The organism is Flavobacteriales bacterium, from assembly GCA_013001705.1.
In the GTDB taxonomy this organism is placed as follows: domain Bacteria; phylum Bacteroidota; class Bacteroidia; order Flavobacteriales_D; family JABDKJ01; genus JABDLZ01.
In genome coordinates, this window is the sequence record JABDLZ010000052.1 from 1 (window position 1) to 19097 (window position 19097).

At 49.2% G+C, this 19097-nt stretch carries 15 protein-coding genes and 1 riboswitch; of the genes, 8 read left to right on the plus strand and 7 right to left on the minus strand.

Annotation, left to right across the window (positions count from 1 at the left end):
• From HKN79_01875 to HKN79_01900, 6 genes are all read right to left on the minus strand, one after another.
• Positions 1 to 3145: hypothetical protein (locus HKN79_01875; GenBank protein ID NNC82298.1), on the minus strand; the 3145-nt coding region annotated here is incomplete at its 3' end.
• A gap of 188 nt (positions 3146 to 3333) precedes the next feature.
• On the minus strand, positions 3334 to 4008 hold the full coding sequence (locus tag HKN79_01880; GenBank protein ID NNC82299.1) for a DUF4956 domain-containing protein: 675 nt from the start codon (positions 4006 to 4008) through the stop codon (positions 3334 to 3336).
• Positions 4001 to 4765, minus strand: a complete 765-nt coding sequence (locus HKN79_01885) for a polyphosphate polymerase domain-containing protein (GenBank protein NNC82300.1) — start codon at positions 4763 to 4765, stop codon at positions 4001 to 4003. Before HKN79_01885 ends, HKN79_01880 begins: the two co-directional genes overlap by 8 nt.
• The gene (locus HKN79_01890; GenBank protein NNC82301.1) at positions 4765 to 5811 is read right to left on the minus strand and encodes a hypothetical protein; all 1047 of its coding nucleotides are present in this window, start codon (positions 5809 to 5811) and stop codon (positions 4765 to 4767) included. The genes HKN79_01885 and HKN79_01890 overlap by 1 nt, the downstream gene beginning before the upstream one ends.
• Before the next feature lie 85 nt (positions 5812 to 5896).
• The gene (locus HKN79_01895; GenBank protein ID NNC82302.1) at positions 5897 to 6979 is read right to left on the minus strand and encodes a hypothetical protein; all 1083 of its coding nucleotides are present in this window, start codon (positions 6977 to 6979) and stop codon (positions 5897 to 5899) included.
• Positions 6980 to 7049: 70 nt separating this feature from the next.
• Positions 7050 to 7751 carry a hypothetical protein gene (locus HKN79_01900; GenBank protein ID NNC82303.1) on the minus strand — a complete coding sequence of 234 codons (702 nt, stop codon included), beginning with the start codon at positions 7749 to 7751 and terminating at the stop codon, positions 7050 to 7052.
• 61 nt (positions 7752 to 7812) lie between these two features.
• Between HKN79_01900 and HKN79_01905 the strand changes: the two genes are divergently transcribed.
• The 4 genes from HKN79_01905 to HKN79_01920 all read left to right on the plus strand — a co-directional run bounded on the left by HKN79_01905 (position 7813) and on the right by HKN79_01920 (position 14313).
• Positions 7813 to 8670 (plus strand): alpha/beta fold hydrolase, encoded by an 858-nt coding sequence (locus HKN79_01905; protein NNC82304.1) that lies wholly within the window; start codon positions 7813 to 7815, stop codon positions 8668 to 8670.
• A 43-nt stretch (positions 8671 to 8713) separates the two neighbouring features.
• A complete protein-coding gene (locus tag HKN79_01910) occupies positions 8714 to 11110 on the plus strand; it encodes a penicillin acylase family protein (GenBank protein ID NNC82305.1) in 2397 nt (798 codons plus the stop codon).
• A 12-nt stretch (positions 11111 to 11122) separates the two neighbouring features.
• Positions 11123 to 11340: riboswitch (cobalamin riboswitch) on the plus strand.
• An 80-nt stretch (positions 11341 to 11420) separates the two neighbouring features.
• A complete protein-coding gene (locus HKN79_01915; GenBank protein NNC82306.1) occupies positions 11421 to 13298 on the plus strand; it encodes a TonB-dependent receptor in 1878 nt (625 codons plus the stop codon).
• Positions 13285 to 14313, plus strand: a complete 1029-nt coding sequence (locus tag HKN79_01920) for a hypothetical protein (protein NNC82307.1) — start codon at positions 13285 to 13287, stop codon at positions 14311 to 14313. The genes HKN79_01915 and HKN79_01920 overlap by 14 nt, the downstream gene beginning before the upstream one ends.
• Before the next feature lie 9 nt (positions 14314 to 14322).
• On the opposite strand, the gene HKN79_01925 is transcribed toward HKN79_01920, so the two are convergent.
• On the minus strand, positions 14323 to 15852 hold the full coding sequence (locus HKN79_01925; GenBank protein ID NNC82308.1) for a serine hydrolase: 1530 nt from the start codon (positions 15850 to 15852) through the stop codon (positions 14323 to 14325).
• A gap of 149 nt (positions 15853 to 16001) precedes the next feature.
• Here HKN79_01925 and HKN79_01930 point away from each other — a divergent pair, with 149 nt between their 5' ends.
• From HKN79_01930 to HKN79_01945, 4 genes are all read left to right on the plus strand, one after another.
• A complete protein-coding gene (locus HKN79_01930; GenBank protein ID NNC82309.1) occupies positions 16002 to 16463 on the plus strand; it encodes a MarR family transcriptional regulator in 462 nt (153 codons plus the stop codon).
• Between the two features lie 25 nt (positions 16464 to 16488).
• Positions 16489 to 17079 carry a YceI family protein gene (locus tag HKN79_01935; GenBank protein ID NNC82310.1) on the plus strand — a complete coding sequence of 197 codons (591 nt, stop codon included), beginning with the start codon at positions 16489 to 16491 and terminating at the stop codon, positions 17077 to 17079.
• A gap of 154 nt (positions 17080 to 17233) precedes the next feature.
• Positions 17234 to 17857, plus strand: coding sequence for a YceI family protein (locus HKN79_01940; GenBank protein NNC82311.1), 624 nt, complete (start codon positions 17234 to 17236; stop codon positions 17855 to 17857).
• Between the two features lie 251 nt (positions 17858 to 18108).
• A partial coding sequence (locus HKN79_01945) for a hypothetical protein (GenBank protein ID NNC82312.1) occupies positions 18109 to 19097 on the plus strand: 989 nt, incomplete at its 3' end.

The window sequence follows — 19097 nt, forward strand, 5'->3', positions numbered from 1 at the left end:
CCATAGAGATATCGAGTTGGTCATCGCAGTTGTCGTTGAATACAGCTGTGAGATTGGGTAGTGGATCATTGCAACCGATCGTTGCGTTGTCAGGCACTGAGACCACTACAGGGTCGGTGGTATCTTGGATAGTCACGGCTTGAGTGAATGAACACTGCGCACCACAACCATCTTCTACCGTCCATTCTCTGATGATGAACTCTGCACAATCCTCCGCTGGGGATCCAATGCATGAACCAGTAGCTGCATACATGTCGTTGTGATTGGCACCATTGGGATTCAATGCTTCTCCAGCAGGATATCCATTGACCGTACCGGTATAGTCGATCCAGAATCCAACACCTTCACCTCCATACACATCACGCGGTCCGAGATCCATGAAGGCCACATTTCCTGTAGAGACCAGTTCCAATTGGCTATCAGTGAATTCTCCGAATCCGATGATCGCATTAGGCTTGGTGAAGTCCACTTGGGCGTACAGTCTGTTCGGACCTTGAGCGTCTCCGGCATTGTAGCCTCCGCCAGCGATCCATGTGTCATAATCGACCAAGGTCTCAAAGTAGTAGTGGATATAATATCCAGAAGAAGTCAGGGTATTGTTGATCACCTTTCCGTACATCTCAACGGTGCTGTCAGGAAGTACGACCACGTATCCTTCATCCCAAACAAAGTTCTTGTCATACTGAGCAGGGAAAGCGTGGAACCAGAAGTTCCTGTAGTCGTAACTCGGATGTGAGCTCAACTCGATCTTGCAGATGCTCTCTGCAGGATATTCATCATAAGAGATTACCGTTCCGTTCTCGAAGGTCACTTCAGGGAAAGTGGTCTGGCATTCGGCAAGGATGGAATCCTCTAATCCGATAGGGATGATCGGGTCAGCAGAAGTGATATCCACTACCACTTCATCACTGGCCGTGCAACCGTTGCAATCAGTGATCGTGAGGGTATAGGTACCACTGGTAGAGACCTGGATCTCAGGAGTCGTTTCTCCAGTAGACCAGAGGTAGCTTACTTCTGAATTTCCATTGATGTCAATACAGTCACCGAGTTCGATATTGATATCTCCACGGTCGTAGTGTCCATCACCACCGGTGATATCCAACCATCCAGAGGCACCGAATCCAGGAGCAATGTGCATCGCTGAATATCCCAGCTGGAACGAAGGTCCCATGCGAGTGGCGGTGAATGTCCCGTGGTTCTGAGAAATGATGGTCCCGTTGGTCTCTGTGTAATAGACCCAACCATCGGTATTGGTCGGCTCACAATCATTGTGCTTGGGGCTATCTGAAGGAGCGACAGTGGTCTTTCCACTATATGTGATATCCACATCTACTACGTCTACTCCGTTGGTAGCGTTAGCTGTGAATCGGGCGGTTCCGTTTGCGTACTCGATGAACTGAGCATCAGTTGAGCTGAAACGATTGTCGTCAGAACTCACGAGCCATACTACAAAAGCTCCATCGGTACTGCAACGGTTCGGAGCTGATACGATACGCTCGCAATCAGGTTCACATGTAGAAGCCCCGTTGACAGTAGCAGAGAGTGTCACAGTCTCGTTTCCGCAGAAAGAGATGTCACCACCCAAGTCCACAGTAAGGTCACAAGGAAGGTCATAGGACAGGCAAACACTCACTGGCACTACCGAATTGGCAGAGCTGGTAGAGCCTACTCCATAATTGTCATCCTCATAGTGTACGATCTTGATCTCATCTGCTCCATTGGGTAGATAGATGTCCTGATCCAAAGCTCCTACCCATTCTGCGTTGACCACTCCGGTAAGGAGGTCTTGGGTGTATTGTGAAGAATAGACAATAGAACCATTCTTGAAGAAGACGAGGCTCCATTGCTCATTGGGCTGGTTTCCTGTATTCGGTCGGGTGGTATAGGCATCCCATGAAACGACCTCATCGATCGAAAGGGTCACCGGGCCGCTGAAGGCCGCAGGGTAAGGTCCAGGAATCGTGTAGCATGTGACATTCCCGTCAACAAGTCGTACATCAGCTTGTGGTATGCCATTGCTACCAGAAAGGTTGCTCACATCTATCGTGTTCTCCCAAAGGAAAGAACCAGCACTACAGGTAGGTGAAGAGGGAGGAAGGACACAGTTCTCTACACTCACATGTACCCAATTGGACTCACCGAGATAGTCTGTACATCCGGTCCTGCGGGCACATCTTCTGTACCATCCACTTTCTGTAGGTGTCACGGTGAGTTCAGGAGCATTTACCTCTATCGCTGTGGCACCGACCCAATTCGCTTCATTGGGATTGAAGAGCCATACATATTCCAATTCTCCAGATCCTCCGCTTGGAAGTGAGGTGCTAGTGATGGTCAAAGATTCATCAGCACAGGCACTTGAAGGTGCATCGATGTGGCCTGAAGAAGTTACATTATCACATCCTCCGGTTATCGTGAAAGTGATCATATAGGTGTCACAGGCTTCGCCAGATGCATTGTCAGCATTGTAAGCTGTCACTGTGACCTGGTGAAAACCAGAAGCATCGTTCCAGCTATTGTCATTCTCAGCACCACCGGGATGGGTGTAGAGGACGACATTCTCAGTATTGGTAGTTCCGTCCACGGTGTAGTGTACGCTTTCAACCATTCCAGTGGTCTCGGTAACGAGATAGAATCCGGAAGGGAGGCTGTTATACGGAATCTCATCGCCCTGAGCGATAGGACCGTAAACTGGAGCGTCATTGGCCTGGTCATAGATGTAGAGACCGGTGATCTCACCGCATGGACCTACATAGACGTCATGGCTCTCGTAGATCTGGCTGCAGCCTATAGTGCGGGCACAGACCCTGTATAGTCCGGGCTCAGTCGGACAATAGGTGAGGGAAGTAGACGTGGAGAACGGGGTCACGGCATCGATAGATCCGTTGTTGTTCTTGGCCCACATGAACTCTACCGCACCTCCAGATGAGAAGGGGTAAGTGGATAATTCTGCACACCCATTCTCCGAGGTCAACTCGGGCATGGTGACTGTGCAGGTCTCAGCATTGCTGAATGAGATATAGGACCTATCAGCATAGGCCTCTATTGAGAATCCGAGAAGCAGCATAAGTGCTACAATGATCGAATTCGTCTTAGAATCAGTGAGAGGAGCCCAGACATACTGCGCCCTAGCGTATAACTTGTTCATAGCGTTTAATTGTAATCCGTACAAAACCGCGAAGGGGAAAAACACCCTTCTCTTCTTTTAGCTGAGGCCAAAATTAGACCCTACGAGAAGCTGTGTCAAGCGATTTCTTCGATAAACGGAAAGAATTCTTCGACCAAGATCAGTGTCTGATCGCTGGGATTCGAGATGGAAAAATGGCTAGGAATGGACTATAGACGGGGGTCTATGTCGTCAAAGAAGAGATTGACGGAACGGGTGGATTCCAGTTGTTTCAGGTCATCGACCAGGCCGCTGTGAGAGGAGTCTTTTTTTAGCCGAACATGGTAGTAGGCCTGTATGTACTCGTTGACTTCATTGGTCTGATAGCTCATCAATTTGAAGTCTCTGCAATGAGTGCGCAGTGTCGAGTCCAAATCATCGGTACCCCCGGCAAGATGATTTACCTGAAGCATGTAATTACGCTTCTTAGGGGCATTGACATCTGTAGCTATCACGATGAATATCACGATAGAGATGAACACAGTACCAATCACGGCTAGGGCTCCCAGACCTACTCCAGCTGCAAGACCGATGCCTAGAGAGAAGAAGATGAAGACGATATCCTGCACATCGCGCACGGCTGTCCGGAAGCGGATGATACTCATGGCACCTACCAGACCGAAAGCAGTGGCCAAGTTATTACCGATGACCATTATCACCACCGAAGTGATCAGTGATAGCAGTATGAGCGAATTGACGAATTGGGTGCTATAAGAGGGTCCTTTGTACGTAATACGATAGACCAGAGCGATGATCACACCACAGAGCAGGGCGATAGAGAGGTTTTTCAGGATCTCTATCGGATCGGTATTGAATGAGGTGATATTCTGAAAATCTTCAAGCACGTTGATCAAGTCTTTTCTTGAATTCCAAAAGTTCGGTCCAATGGTCCATGTGGAATATCTCCGGGTGATTCTCCATGGACATACAGTATTTCGATGCAGCTTGCTGCTTGAGGTCTAAACTGTTGACGATCAAACGCATCCACTCGGGATACTTCTTATTGTATTTGACCTCTAAGATGAAAAATCCCTGCATGACCGACAGCAGGTCCTCACGATATATCTCCTCTACATCCCGCACGACCGCACTTCTCAGTCGCTTATCGAGCGTGATACGCACCGAATTGTCAAAAACACTCTCATAGGCTTCTCTATCATAGACCACCAACACGGTCGGATGTAGGTTATCTCGGTGGAGATGGTAGAGGAAACGCTTGGTATTGTCAGAGCGTGGGTCCTCTTGCTCTACTACATCATCCACTTCACCCATGCGCAGGAAATGCATGGTCTGATCCATCGAATAGGAGGCCCGGTCCTTGGTCATGGGAATGCGATGCTTTCGTTTGATCTCGAAGAAGACCTTGGCATTCTGACGGGGAGTGTTATACGTACGGATGCGCAATTTCAATCGATAAGGGACCCCTTCTATCTTCTCTCTGTAATACAAGAGGTCGGGTGTATCGAAATACACGCTTCTCACCGTGTAGGATCGTCTATTGCGGTCGAGAATGTATTTATCCGGACGGACAAAGGGTTTGAGCATTTCCCTGAGGTTCTTGATCTTGCTCTCAGGTACGATATACTTGATCTCGAAACGCATCAGAGAAGTTTCCTGAAGAGGTATTCCCGCAATCTGACGGTATCACAGATGACGGAAGCGGGTCGCATGGCACCCATGACCAGTTGTTCACCCTCTAAATGAGCCACTCCCAAGCACTGTTGGTCTCCTTGTATGATTGCGGCTTGATCCTTCAGGTCGAAGGACAGGTGATGAACATCGGATTCCGATTCGAATTCCAAGAGGCTGTTCTTCTGAAGGTACTGACGCTGATCGATAGGGAAGGGGAATACCAGAGAGATGGAAGTGGTGTCTACTAGACTGAGCACGACCCCTTCGGCCGGTTGCAATTGCAATCTACCTTCGAATGGGGATTTCAAGGTATACGAACCCTGCTGTGCCAGCAATACATCCAATTCCTTATCGACCGTCTCGATCACCGTGTTGAATACGGCTACATCTTCAGGTTTCTGCTCGAAACTGGCGTTGGCGACCCGTTGTTCGGCAATGGCCAATTCTTGTCGGGCCACCTCCAGTCGATTCACCTGTGCATCCAGTTCGGCTTGCGAGATGACGCCATCGTCTTTGAGTTGGGCCAGTCGTTGATGGTTGGCCTCCTGCAGACGCACATTCGATCGGGCCAGTTCCACAGCATCTTCTGCTTCTCTCAACAGAGGCCATTTCATCGCGGCATTTCCAGCCACCTTTCTGGACTCATTGATCTCGATCTCATTCAATGCCCGCTGGATACGGAGATTGTGCATCATGGATGAGAATTGAAGCAGGGTCTCTCCCTGATCCACGAATTCACCCGAAGCGATCTCTTCATTGAACCGTATGTCGATCACATCTCCGCGGTCGAAGACGAAATTCTTCTCGGTAGGTGCTTGGGAGCCGGAATTGTCCAGACTCACTGTTCTGAACTGACTTCCTTCTTGAATGAGTTTCCACTCCTTGGTAGGATAGGTGCGAGTATCCACCTTCACCTCATACACGACATCGATCGGTAATATGAATAGGAGGAGCAATACGATCAGCACACCACCAATGGCTCCAGTTGCGATATTCTTTAATCGATCACGTTGCATCGAAGCTCCAAATATACCGTAATGGAAATGTTAAGGAAAGGTAAAGCAACCCTTGAGCATCATTCGAAGAATTCCAAGAATGGGCTCAGTACTGCACACTGATGACGCGGACGTGGCTCTGTCCCGATTCGAACATACGCACCAGATAGATGCCGTTTTTCAGCGAGTTGAGAGGGATCTCCATCCTACCGCTGGAGCGATGCACGCATCTGCCAGAGATATCTATGACTTCGATGCGCGAGAAAGAACGTTCTATAGAGCTACGGAGCATGCCATTGGAGATCTGCAGTTCTATCTCTGCTTCAAGCTCTGGCATATGCGTGAGAATGTCACAGGTATTCAGACTGTATATCCCACCCGGATTGCCTTCTTCTACAAGCAGTACGCTGCACTCATCGATAAATGAAATGCCTTCATACGGACGCGTGGTACTGAAGAAATTATACTGGATGGAAGCGGAGGAGAAGCCTTCATCGAAATCGGTGATCAAGAAGATGGCCCCGTTGGTACAGAGCACGATGCGTTGTCCAGATGGATTGATATCCGCTCCCGTCACACTATTGTAAGTCGAACTCAGGTTCCCGAATATGGAATCGATGAGTAGGGCCTCATGCTCACCCGCTTGATCGGGTAGGGAATAGATCTTGGTCCATCCGTTATAGGGATTTGTGCGGTTACGTGAGAAAAGGTACAAGGAGTCGTTCCATTGGATCATCGCTTCTATATCGAAGTTCTTCTCCTCATCAGGTGGAGGGAAAGCGGATTGATCGGAAAAGGAAAAGCTGATGCTCTCTGTATCAACGGTAGTCCCACTGACTGTTTCCAGGTCTTCGGTGATATAGATGGTCAAGTCCTCGCGGTCATTCTGGTTATTGCCGAAATCACCTATGAAGTACCTACCGTCCTGGCCTCGAGCTATATCCTCATAATCGATCTGAGAAGCATTGTTCAGAATTAGCTGGGAGATGAAGGTGCCCGTTTGATCCACTTTGAATAATCTGGACCCGTCATTATTGTCGTTCAAGGTCCAGCATTCGATCGCATTTGGACACTGCAGTCCTGAGGCTTCATCGATCAGGTTCGGAAGGGTTCCTATCTGGATAGGCTCTACCTGAGCTGTAATTGCAATACAGAAAATCAGTGGTAAGAGAAGAAAGGCACTCCGCATAGGTCGAATGAACTAAAAAACCCGCCTCATTTCTGAAGCGGGTCCGATACGTTCTTCACCGTTCAAGGATTCAATCGTTCAAGGCATCCAGAGCTTCTTGCTTGGCCTGTAGTCGCGCTTTGAGACTTTCAAGCTCCTGTCTCTGGGTGGCCAGTTCGATATTGGATTTCTCGATGGTAGCCTGCTCCCGAGTAAGGGTGCGTAATATCTTCTTGTCATCGGATTCCAATCGCTTCAGGTCTTGGCGTAGATCCTCCAATCGCTTCTCCTTGGAGACCAGTCCATTGGATTCGATGGTCTCATTGGTGGCATCTATCTCCATGTCCCTCTCTTTCACCTCTTGCTCATAACGGTCGATATCTGATTCCAGATTGGCGATCTCCGAATAGAGCATCTCTATCTCGCTCTTTTTCTTCGCGATCTGGTTCTGTGCCTTCTGTATGGATGATTCGGTCTTTTTCTTCTCACCCTCCAATCGCTTGACCTGATCCTGCAGACCTTCCAGGTTGAAGGAGCCTATTTCGGCCTTCTGGTCTTCTATCTCTTCACGTTTGGTGTCGATGGCCGCTTCACTGTTGTTCTTGTCCAATTCGGCCTCACGGATAGTCTTTTCAGAACTCCTCACCCGGTCTTCATGTTTGGCCACGCTTCGTTCTGCCTTGGATATCTCTTTATTGATGGCTTCCATTTCAGTGAGTATGGTCTGCCTCTCCTGGGCCACGGATCCGGTGGCAATACCTAGTGCCAGGATCACTATCATGAGCTTGTTCATAGTCTTTGTTTTAGTAGCTGTCTTTAAAATTGTGACGGTATCAACGGATTTCGTCACAACTTTGCTCAACAAGATAGTCAAAATCCATGCCTTCAATTCCGACCAACTCCTACCTATGACCTGGTGGCTCATCGTATTGTTATGCCTGATAGGCATCTACGGATTGATCATGTGGCTCTACTATCTGCTGCAGGAGCGTTTTCTATTCGTAGCCACCACCTTGCAATTGAAGCACACCTTCGAATTGGCATCGCCCTTTGAAGAGATCTTTCTAGAAGGGGAGGACGGGGGTACCATTCATGCTTTGCATATCAAGAGCAAGGAATCCAAAGGGCTTATCCTCTACTTCCATGGCAATACCGGGAATCTACAACGATGGGCCCGGGTGGCTGAAGAATTGACCACCTATGATCACGATGTGATCGTGGTGGATTACAGAGGCTTCGGAAAGAGTCATGGACGGAGGACCCAAGAACTCATGTATGCTGATGCACAGCGGATCTATGAGTATGCATTGAAACATGTCTCTGAATTGGAATTGGTGGTCTATGGGCGTTCATTGGGCTCAGGACTTGCGGTCAAGGTGGCCGCGGATAACGACCCCTCTAAATTGGTCTTAGAGACACCTTATCTGAACATGATAGATGTGGCCTTCTATCACTTTCCATTCCTGCCGGTGCGTTTCCTACTGCGATTCCCTTTCCGCTCAGATAAGTTCATCGCTGAGGTCGATTGTCCTATTTGGATCTTCCACGGCACTCGGGACCGTATCGTTCCATATAGCAGTGGCTTGAAGCTCTACGAACTGATCAATGAACATGTAGAACATAACATGATCACCATCCCCAGAGGTAGGCATAGCAATCTGAGCAACTTCCCACTTTTCAGAGACAAGATGAATGAATTCTTGGCCCAGTAGGCGGCAATCCTGTAATGTGTTTATTTGTGACTGAGCCAAGCCCATGAGGATCATCCGCTATACTCTATTCGTTCTTCTCGTGATAGCCACCCTCATCGCGGCCTTCATATTCAGAGCGAGACCACAATACAAAGGAGAATTGGATGTCCTCTCTGTGAAGGAGGATACAGAAGTCCTATTCGACCGTTTCGGAATTCCTCATATCTACGCCAGTTCCAGCACTGACGCATACAAAGCCTTAGGCTACGTCCATGCGCAAGAGCGCCTGTTCCAGATGGAGCTTCTCCGCAGGGCAGGAGGAGGTCGTTTGGCTGAAGTCCTTGGTCCAGATGTGGTGGGTGTCGATCGATTCTTCCGCACCTTGGGGACGCATCGCAAAGCTCAGACAGAAGCAGGGAGACTCAGAGCATGGGGTGGAGATGTACTGAGCGAGGCTGAGGCCTATCTGGAAGGAGTCAACACCTACATGCAAACTGGCCGGCTGCCACTGGAATTTAAGATTCTCGGTATACCCAGAGAACCGTATGCCATCGAGGATATGTATTGCGTAGCTGCAGCTATGAGCTTCAATTTCGCACAAGGGCTTCGTACAGACCCGTTGATGAGCTACATCAAGGACAACCTCGGACCAGACTATCTGGCCCCTTTGGAGTTGCATACGCCTGATTTCAATGAGAATGTCCCTGTTTTTCCAGATCGGGAAGTAGATCCTTCTCCTGTGAGCAGACCTCGCACCCGCACCCAGGCCTTGAGGAAATTCCTCGACCTCGAACTACCTACCCTCTATGGGAGCAATACATGGGCCATCTCTCCTTGGAAGACGGAGGACGGAGTGACGCTCTTGTCCAACGATACCCATATTGGTTATGGACAGCCTTGCACATGGTATGAGGCCCATCTCGAGTATCCAGGAAAGCGTGTATATGGCAATTTCATGGCCGGTATCCCATTTGCGCTCACCGGGCACAATGCGCACTATGCCTGGGGAGTGACCATGTTGCTCAACGATGATATGGATCTCTATTGCGAAGTGCTGGATCCAGATTCTACCAGGTATCGATATATGGATGAATGGAATGACCTGATCACCCATACCGACACGATACAGGTCAAGGGGGAGGAGGCAATCATTCTCACCTCTCGTGTGACCCATCACGGGCCATTGATCTCCGAATTCGTGCAACATGCAGATTCGCTCGAGCATATCAGTATGCGTTGGACCTTCTTAGAGCGGCCTTGTGACCTTCTTCAGGCCTTTCACGGACTCAATAGTGGGTCCAATATGGAGGAGGCCGAAGAAGCCGTTTCACTCATAGCTGCCCCAGGACTGAACATTAGCTATGCAGATTCGAAAGGGAATATCGCACTCTGGGCAGCTGGCCATACACCCATTCGCGATCCATTCACCGATCCGGTCTTCATGTTGGATGGTTCGAGCGGCCAAGATGAGGTGCTCGGATATAGATTCTTCGAGGATAATCCCAGCTTGGAGAATCCTCCATGGGGCTTTGTCTACTCCTGTAACAACCAGCACGATTCCTATCTGGATGCTCCTCTTGAACCGGGCTACTATGAGCCGGACCATAGGGCGCAACGTGTTGCTCAGAAATTAGCGGCCAGGAATGATTGGAGTGTTGAAGCCATGAAACGCTTGGCACTGGATGACTATTCTCAACATCATGAGGATTTATGTACCGATCTTTTGACCTTCATCAAGCTCCAACGCCTGGAAATGAATGAGGTGGAATTGGAAGCCTTCGACCAGATGACCGAATGGAATGGAGGGCATCATGAAGAAGACATCAGCCCATCCATCTACTACCGTTGGTTGTATAACATCCTCTCCATGTCCATGAAGGACGAGCTGGGAGAGGAAGCATTCACCGAATTCTTGAAGACCAATGTGGTCAAGAGCAGTTTCTCCAAATTCATCTGTGCTGAGTACAGCCCTTGGTGGGATGATGTGAACACAGCTAGAGAGGAATTTCAGCAGGATATCATCGTCAGAGCATTCCGGACCACCATCGAGAAAATGGTGGCCGACCATGGTGCGGATATCTCTCAATGGACCTGGGGACAGACCCATATGACCACACATAACCATGCCTTCAAGGACATCCCTCTACTTGGGAAGTGGCTATCCGTAGGACCCTATTCCTCTCCAGGAGCCATAGAGACCATCAACAATAGTGTGTTCTATCTCAGCGATGATGCCATCATCCAGGCGGAGTATGGCCCGCAGATGAGGCGCGTTATCAATCTTTCCAACCTGGAGAACTCCCAGAGCATCTTACCCACCGGCCAATCAGGTATGCGACTCAGCCCTCATTATGATGATCAGGCAGAGATGTATGTCAATGGCCAATTCCGTATGCAGCACATGGATCGGAGCAAGATCGAGCGCGAATCCCAGCTTCTACTCTTCAAAGCTCTTGACTGAGCGACTTCAAGTATCTTTGTGACGTTCTCAGGTTCTGGGGTCATACGATCGAAGACCTCGGATTAAAAGGGAATCAGGTGAGTGGTGTCTTTCCGCGAATCCTGGACTGTTCCCGCAGCTGTGAGCTCCGTTTGAAATTGCACTTCGGTCAATGCCACTGTTCAGTAAAGGATGGGAAGGTAGAAGTGTAGGAGTGAGTCAGAAGACCTGCCTGGAGAATGCTTGTTTTTTCATCGCTTTCGGGATAAGAGCATGAAGCAGACCGTGGTATACCCTGTCTACTCATACCTGATATTGATGATATGTTGAGATGAAGCATATCCATCACATAGGAATTGTAATCGTGTTGCTCTCCATCGCACTCACAGATGGACGTGCTCAGGGAGTCTACACGGATACTCTGAACACCTTCACTTTCACCTATGAGATACCTCGAGGCTCGGTGGCATTTCGTAGCGATTCCCTTCCCATGTCAGCTATGGATCGGTCCACTTCACTGACAGAGGCAATCAAGCATTCTCAACCCATGGTCATAAGGGATTATGGGCCCGGTAACATCACCAATCTGAGTATGCGTGGAGGTACCGCCCAGCAGGTAGAATGGTTCTGGAATGGGATGGCCATCAACACTCCGAGTCTGGGATTGGTGGATGTCTCTTTGATCCCAGCTGCCTTCTTGCTAGACGTACAGATCGACCTTGGAGCTTCATCCTTGCTGCAGGGAGCAAGTGGTATCTCCGGTAGTATACGCATGCGTTCCGATGCGCGGGACACTTCAGCATTCGTGGGCCTGAACAGCTCCTTCACCCCAGAATTGGGAGGCATGGATCATGTGCTTGAAATAGGCGATGGTTCACAAGCAGCCTCATGGAGGACTGTTCTTTTCCATTCGAGTACAGATAACCGATATCGGTTCATAGATGATTCAGGACAGAGCGTCTTGAGCAGGCGAAGAGAGCATGCCCGATCACAACAACAAGGTCTGGCCCAGGATCTTAGCATCCGTACGGGAAAGAATTCTCGCCTGCACATGGCCGCACATTATCTCCATTCCGACCGGGAGATTCCAGCTCCCATAGGAGTTTCCGGCCGAGGAGAACAACAAACAGATGAGATCCTGCGGAGTATTGCCAGTATGAACTGGATGGCCACTAGAACGTCTCACGAACTGTCCATCGGTCACGTGCATGAGAATCTGCACTATACAGATACCATGGATGTGATCGACTCTCAGATAGGCAATGATCGCGTCCACATGCACTATGAACTACGCACACAGCTCACCGGACAGACGCTGGTCGAATTCAGGTGGGATAATGACCTTAACCTGATGGATATTCAAGATCTCACTACGCAAAGCAGTCATGAGATGGGGATGTACCTCGGGATGGAAAAGGGACTCGGCAAACAAGTGGATCTGGATATAGGCATCAGACAGGAGACCCGCAATCTCAAATGGAATCCCTTGACCGCTTCCTTAGCACTGAGCATCCGACCTAAGGGTTGGAAGAGAGTCAATCTTATCGCTTCTGCTGCGCGTACCTTCCGAAACCCGACCATGAATGATATGTATTGGCCGGAACTGGGTGATGCATCTCTACAGGCCGAAGAGGGCTATTCCGGTGAAATGCATGTGGAGTGGAATCAGGAGGATGTCCAGCTGGGCATCATTGGCTTTGCCAATCTGGTGGATCAGATGATCCTGTGGGTGCCTGGTGGAGATGGGAGATTCCGTCCGGAGAATCTCGACCGATCACGCAGTAGTGGTCTGGAATGGCGGTCATGTGTGGATTGGTCCTCTACTGGAGGAGTCCGAGGGTCCTATACCTATGTACAGACCAAGGAATATCGCGAAGAGACCGGATCTTGGGTAGAAGGCCTGTATCGACCCGAACACATGCTCAATGTGGAAGTGAGCCAAGCATTAAAGGGAATTCTGTTCGGTTGGTCTTTAGACTATCAATCGAGCACCTTGACAGATCATCGGAACATACCGCAGAGTGAGCTACCGCCCATCTATATGATGGATGCTTTTGCCCAATGGAAGGTGCCCGGTTCTCAGAGCATGGAATGGGGTTTCCGAGTAAACAATCTTTTGAATACCAATTACGAGTTCGTCAGGGATAGACCTATTCCTGATCGACATGTACAGATCCATTTAGCTATACGATTCCATGAAAAAACTTGAATTACTCCTTTGTTCTTTGCTGCTGCTCATTTTGGTCTCCTGTGAAGAGGAGAATAATGACCCACAAGTCGACCCCGAGCCTGACCTGGCCGATGTCATCGTTGCCTGTGAAGGTGCCTTTCAAGGCAACAACGCTTCTCTTTCGCTCTATACGAGCGACAGCGAAGAAGTGCAGAACGGAATATTCGAAGCGGTCAATGGCTATGGCCCTGGAGATGTATTGCAATCCATCACTCGCATCGGTGATCACATCTACCTGCTATTGAACAATTCATCCAAGATAGAAGTGGTCCAGGCGACTAGCTTGGTGTCAGAGGCTGTCATACAGGGCTTGGTCAGTCCACGGGAGATACTGGCCGTGAGCACTGAGAAGGCCTATGTGAGCAACCTCTTCACCAATTCCATCCAGATAGTCGATCTCAGCGACCATAGTCTATCAGGCGGTGTGGATATAGGAGGATGGAGTGAAGGTATGCTGATCACTGATGGGAAGGTGTATGTGGCTCGAAGCTCTGATGATCAGGTGATGGTCATCGATCCGGTCACAGATATGCTCATCGACAGTATCACCGTCACACCGGGCCCGGTCAATATGAGGCTGGATGAAGAAGGAATGATCTGGCTGGCGACCAATGGCAATTTCGGTGCAGTGGATCCGAAGGTGCATCGCATCGACCCGGTCACTGATGAGGTCATTCTCACGGTCGATATCCCTGCTCCATATAGTTATTCGATCGAGTTGGATATCAATGCAGATGGCGATCAGGTCTACCTGCTTAACAATGAGGTCTATACCATGTTCATCGGAGATAACTCATTATCGGATGATCCGATTGCAGAAGGGGCGGGCTCATTCTACGGAATGGCCATTCACCCGAGCTCAGGAGATATCTATGCTACGGATGCCGGAGACTTCGCTTCACCAGGTACAGTGTACCGATATAGCATGAGCGGGGTACTCATGGATGAATTCCAAGTGGGCATCGCTCCCAATGGATTCCTGTTCAGAAACTGATCATAGAGGTCACTCTTCTTTGACCTTCATCAACTCGAGTTCGTAGAAGAAGAGATCGGGATTGGGACAGGAGATGCGCAGTTCTTCTACTTCTCCATTCTTGCCCAAGACAAAGGTCGCCAGCCCATCGGGAAGGAAATGATCCTCGCCCCAGGTCATCTTGAAAGTATCGAAATGCCAGTGAGATAGTGATCCGTGATAGAGTGCTGTAGGCTTGAAATCGAAGTACATGGAGTCGGCCTCCATGCCAATGATCACCGAACCATACTTAGGGTCGTGATACTCGCCCACGTAGGCCTCCAGTGACAAGCTCGGTGTAGTATCCACCTGTCGAGAGTCCTCCATGGCCGCTTCTTGGTCTTTCTTGCGTTGATCTCCTTGCTTCTTGAGTTCCAGCATGTACGCACCCCAATCCTGCGCTTCATCAGGGGCCAGATAGAGATCCAAGATGTGATACATCATGGCATAAGGGAAGAAGTTGTTGCTGTTGGTCAGAATGACGAATCCTAGTTCTTCTTCCGGGACTAGAATGGTCTGCGAGATGAAGCCGTCATAGCCTCCTCCGTGATTGGCGATCAATCGACCGTGATAGTCGAATAGGTCCCAGCCCAATCCATAGCCTGCGAAGTGTTTGCTCGGGAAGTTGTTGCGATGCCAATTGCTGAGCGGTTTAGGCGTATGGATGGTCCACATGCGGTTGCTGCTCTCCTCGGTCCAGAATACGGTAGAATCCTTCTGACCCTTATTCAATTGAAGATCGATCCAAGCGCTCAGGTCACTCACGCTGGAGATCAAAGATCCTGCAGGTCCCATGTTGTCCCATTTCACCCAATCGATGGGCTGCTGCTCACCATCGATCATATTGTGAGGTTCTGCATGGTCGGCATGGTACTGGAGCTCGGTTACACTGGATAGGGTGTTGGTCATGCCCAATGGATGTAGGAAGCGTTTGCGTATGTAGTCATCCCACGGTACACCAGTCACCTCTTCTATGACCTCTCCAGCGGCCATATACATGATGTTCTGGTATCCATATCCGGCCCTGAATCCGAACTGAGGTTCCAGCTTAGCGGCATTGGCGATGACCTCTTCACGGCTCAGATCGCTCCCATACCACAAAAGATCACCGCTGAAGGTCCCTAAGCCGCTGCGGTGGCAAAGGAGGTCGGCTACGGTGAATTGGGAAGTGACGTAGGGGTCATAGAGTTCGAAATAGGGGAGATGGTCCACCACCTTGTCATCCCAAGAGAGTTTTTCTTCTTCGACCAGACCGGCTATGGCAGCCGATATGAATGCTTTGGTGTTGGAGGCGATGGCGAAAAGGGTATTCTCAGTCACCGGATCTTCGGTCGCTGTACTCCGCACACCGTATCCCTTGGCGAGTACCTGCTCTCCTTGATGCACGATGGCTATTGCCACTCCCGGTATCTCCCAGTCGAGGTGGGCCTTTTCAATGTATCGGTCGATCTTATCCACGGGAGACTGACCGATGCATATGGCGGTGATGAAAAGGAGGGCGACTAGAGTTTTGATGCGCATGGAAAGCAATTTAGATAGGTACAAATAAAACGAACCTCTGTGATCTTGACGGGCAACAAGGGTGCAATTGGGCATCTGGAACCTTGGATTCCAATAATTCATGCCCGAAAATATGTTGTTAACATCATATGTTTTTGTAGATTTGCGCCATGGCAAAGAGAAAAGGAAATCCACACGAGAACTTCATCGTGGAGATCATGCGCACCGCGGACATCGTTCAGTATCGCATTGCCACCTTGCTCAGAGAGTACGAGCTCACGCCTCCTCAGTATAATATCCTCCGCATCTTAAGGGGTGCAGAAGGGAATCTGAGTGTAGGAGAAGTCAAGAATCGTATGCATTTCGAGACATCGGATGTCAGCCGCTTGCTCGACCGTTTGGTCAGGAAGGGATTGACCAATCGAACCATCTGCCCGGACAATCGCAGGAAGATGGATGTATGCATATCCAAGATCGGACTCAAGGTGCTGGAGAAACTGGATGTGGAGTTGGCACAGAGATTGAATGGCTTCTATGCCGACTTGATCTCGGAGAACGAGGTCGAACGCACCGTGGAACTACTGGAGCGGATCAATGCTTCCGAGCCAGAACCCATCAAGACAAATTCGTAATTCAATAATTCAATTCTAATTCAAAATGAACATCAAATCAATTACCCTCATCATGGCCTGTGTGATCGGCCTGAGCACCATGTCCTTCACTACGAACGGAGCAAGTACCGAAGGCAAGGAATCAGCGACCATCATATGGAAAGCTGAGAAAGTCACCGGTAAGCACCAAGGCACCGTCAATTTCAAGAACATCAATTGGAATTTTGACAGCAATGGAACCTTGGAAAGCGCTGATTTCACAGTGGATATGACCTCTATCGCAGTCACCGATCTCGAGGGCGATATGAAAGGAAAGCTGCAGGGACACCTCTCTTCAGAAGATTTCTTCCATGTAGAAGAGCATCCGGAAGCCCACTTCAAGACCACTGCGGTCAAGAGTCTCGGTAAAGGGGCCTATGACATCACGGGGGATCTGACCATCAAGGGAATCACCAAGCCATTGAGCTTCCAGGCCCAGGTGGAGAACGATGGTCACATGAAACATGCGACTGCTACTGTAGTCATCGACCGTTCGGAGTACGATGTGCGCTACGGTTCGAATTCGTTCTTCAAAGGCCTTGGAGATAAAGCCATCTATGATGACTTCACTCTCGAAGTGGACATCAAGAAACACTGATCGTAAGAATTTCAACTGTAAAGGGAAGCCGTTCTGCCCAAGGGTAGAACGGCTTTTTCATTTTCAATGGTGGTCCTAGCTGATATTTTTCCGTTCAATCCTTGGTCATCTCGATAATCCTGTTAAATTTGTTGTAAACATTAATTTAATCGAAATGCAATCACTATCAAGGAATCTTTTACCACTCTTCATGCTCATATTGCTCAGTGCGTGTTCATCCAATTCAGAGCAGAAGAACACCGAAGCCACTCCAGCTGAGGAAAACACTGAGATGGAAGCAATCAACTATACATTGGACACCGACAAGAGCGTGTTGATGTGGGAAGGGACCATGATGGGTATGTATAGCCATGAAGGCACCTTGGATTTTACGGAAGGTAGTTTCAAAATGAATGGGGATGAAGTGGTAGATGGTTCCTTCACCGTGGATATGATGTCCATGACCCCTACGGATGAGAACTTTGACCCAGAAGCTGGAAAAACAGCAGATAAATTGGTCGGACACCTTCAGTCCGATGATTTCTTCAATGTAGCCGAATTCAAAACAGCTTCACTCTCTGTAGAGAACGGGCAGATGATGCTTACCGTCAGGGATCAGACCCACCCGATAGAGCTCAAGGAATTCAATCCTACCATGAAAGCTGATTTGCTGGAAGCAGATGGAAAGTTCATTTTCGATAGAAAGAAATTCAACGTATCTTTCGATCACCCGGCTCAAGACATGGTCCTGAGCGATGACATTGAAGTTGAATTCAAGATTACAGCATTTAGAGATTAAATCATCTTTCATTTCATAGCGTTTGGTTTTTACAGTCAATGAAAGATGGGGAGGTCGGCTATTCAGCCGACCTCTTCTATTGTCTATCTTCATCCTTCCATTCAGCCATTGGTCATATATCCCTTGAGCACGCTTCACCTGAATCATACCTTGAATCGAATCCTCTCTGCCGAGTGTCAATATACCATGCCTGCTAGCTGCGTCATACCAACCGGACTTCAAGTCCATATCCTACCAACAGGGAATCATATATGGTGACCGATCTGGATATCAGCTATGGCAATGGGGCCTGTAAGCACGGATCGCCCAAGGTGCGTCTTACGATCTCCGATTCCATTCAACTGCTCAACAAGACCGATTGGGATGCTGTGCTGCAGAATAGCAATCTCTTCTTGACTACGAGCTACCTCTATGCTCTGGAGCAGGCGATGGATGAGACCATGGAGTTTAGATATATCATCTATTACTGCGAGCAATTCACCCCCATAGGCATCGCCTACTTCCAGGTAGTGGATCTGGTGGATACCGGAAGCAGATATGCAGCACAGGTCCGTAAACTGGGTTCAGCGCTGGGGAGCAAGGTGGTCAAAGAACTCAAGATACGCAGTCTGGTCAACGGGAACGTGTTCCATTGCGGTGAGAACGGATTCCTATTCTCCGATAAGATAGAACGCAAGGAGCAGATCGAAATGGTAGAGAATACCGCCAATCGACTGAAGCAGGACGGGGACCTCAATTCAAAAGTGGGGATAGTCGTCTTCAAGGAATTCTGGCCCGAATCATTCGACATGAGTGAGCAGCTGGTGAAGAAACGCTACCACATGTTCCGCATGGACATGAACATGGTGATGGATATCGATCCCGCTTGGAAGAGCATGGACGATTATGCAGCCGCGCTCACCAGTAAAGCACGTACCCGACTCAAGTCCATCCGCAAACGATCTGATGCACTTGTTTTCAAGGATATGTCTGCCGAAGAGATACGCCAGCGCGCACCGGAACTGAATACGCTCTTTCATCAGGTTCTGGAGAATTCGTCTTTCACCTTCGGGGTATTGGAGATAGAGGCCTATGCCATCTGGAAGGATCTCTTGCAGGATACGCTCATCTTCGAATCGGTGGAGTGTGAAGGAAAGCTTGTGGGCTTCCTATCGGCATTTGATTGTGGCGAGGAACTCGAGGTGCATTATGTGGGCTTGGATTATGACTGCAACCGGGAACTCGGTCTATATCAGCGCAT

Excerpts from the sequence above, each read along its gene's own strand:
- HKN79_01940 (NNC82311.1), top strand. The coding sequence starts at position 17,234 with ATGCAATCACTATCAAGGAATCTTTTACCACTCTTCATGCTCATATTG.
- HKN79_01890 (NNC82301.1), bottom strand. The coding sequence starts at position 5,811 with ATGCAACGTGATCGATTAAAGAATATCGCAACTGGAGCCATTGGTGGT.
- HKN79_01915 (NNC82306.1), top strand. The coding sequence starts at position 11,421 with ATGAAGCATATCCATCACATAGGAATTGTAATCGTGTTGCTCTCCATC.
- HKN79_01930 (NNC82309.1), top strand. The coding sequence starts at position 16,002 with ATGGCAAAGAGAAAAGGAAATCCACACGAGAACTTCATCGTGGAGATC.
- HKN79_01920 (NNC82307.1), top strand. The coding sequence starts at position 13,285 with ATGAAAAAACTTGAATTACTCCTTTGTTCTTTGCTGCTGCTCATTTTG.
- HKN79_01935 (NNC82310.1), top strand. The coding sequence starts at position 16,489 with ATGAACATCAAATCAATTACCCTCATCATGGCCTGTGTGATCGGCCTG.
- HKN79_01910 (NNC82305.1), top strand. The coding sequence starts at position 8,714 with ATGAGGATCATCCGCTATACTCTATTCGTTCTTCTCGTGATAGCCACC.
- HKN79_01885 (NNC82300.1), bottom strand. The coding sequence starts at position 4,765 with ATGCGTTTCGAGATCAAGTATATCGTACCTGAGAGCAAGATCAAGAAC.
- HKN79_01895 (NNC82302.1), bottom strand. The coding sequence starts at position 6,979 with ATGCGGAGTGCCTTTCTTCTCTTACCACTGATTTTCTGTATTGCAATT.
- HKN79_01925 (NNC82308.1), bottom strand. The coding sequence starts at position 15,852 with ATGCGCATCAAAACTCTAGTCGCCCTCCTTTTCATCACCGCCATATGC.
- HKN79_01900 (NNC82303.1), bottom strand. The coding sequence starts at position 7,751 with ATGAACAAGCTCATGATAGTGATCCTGGCACTAGGTATTGCCACCGGA.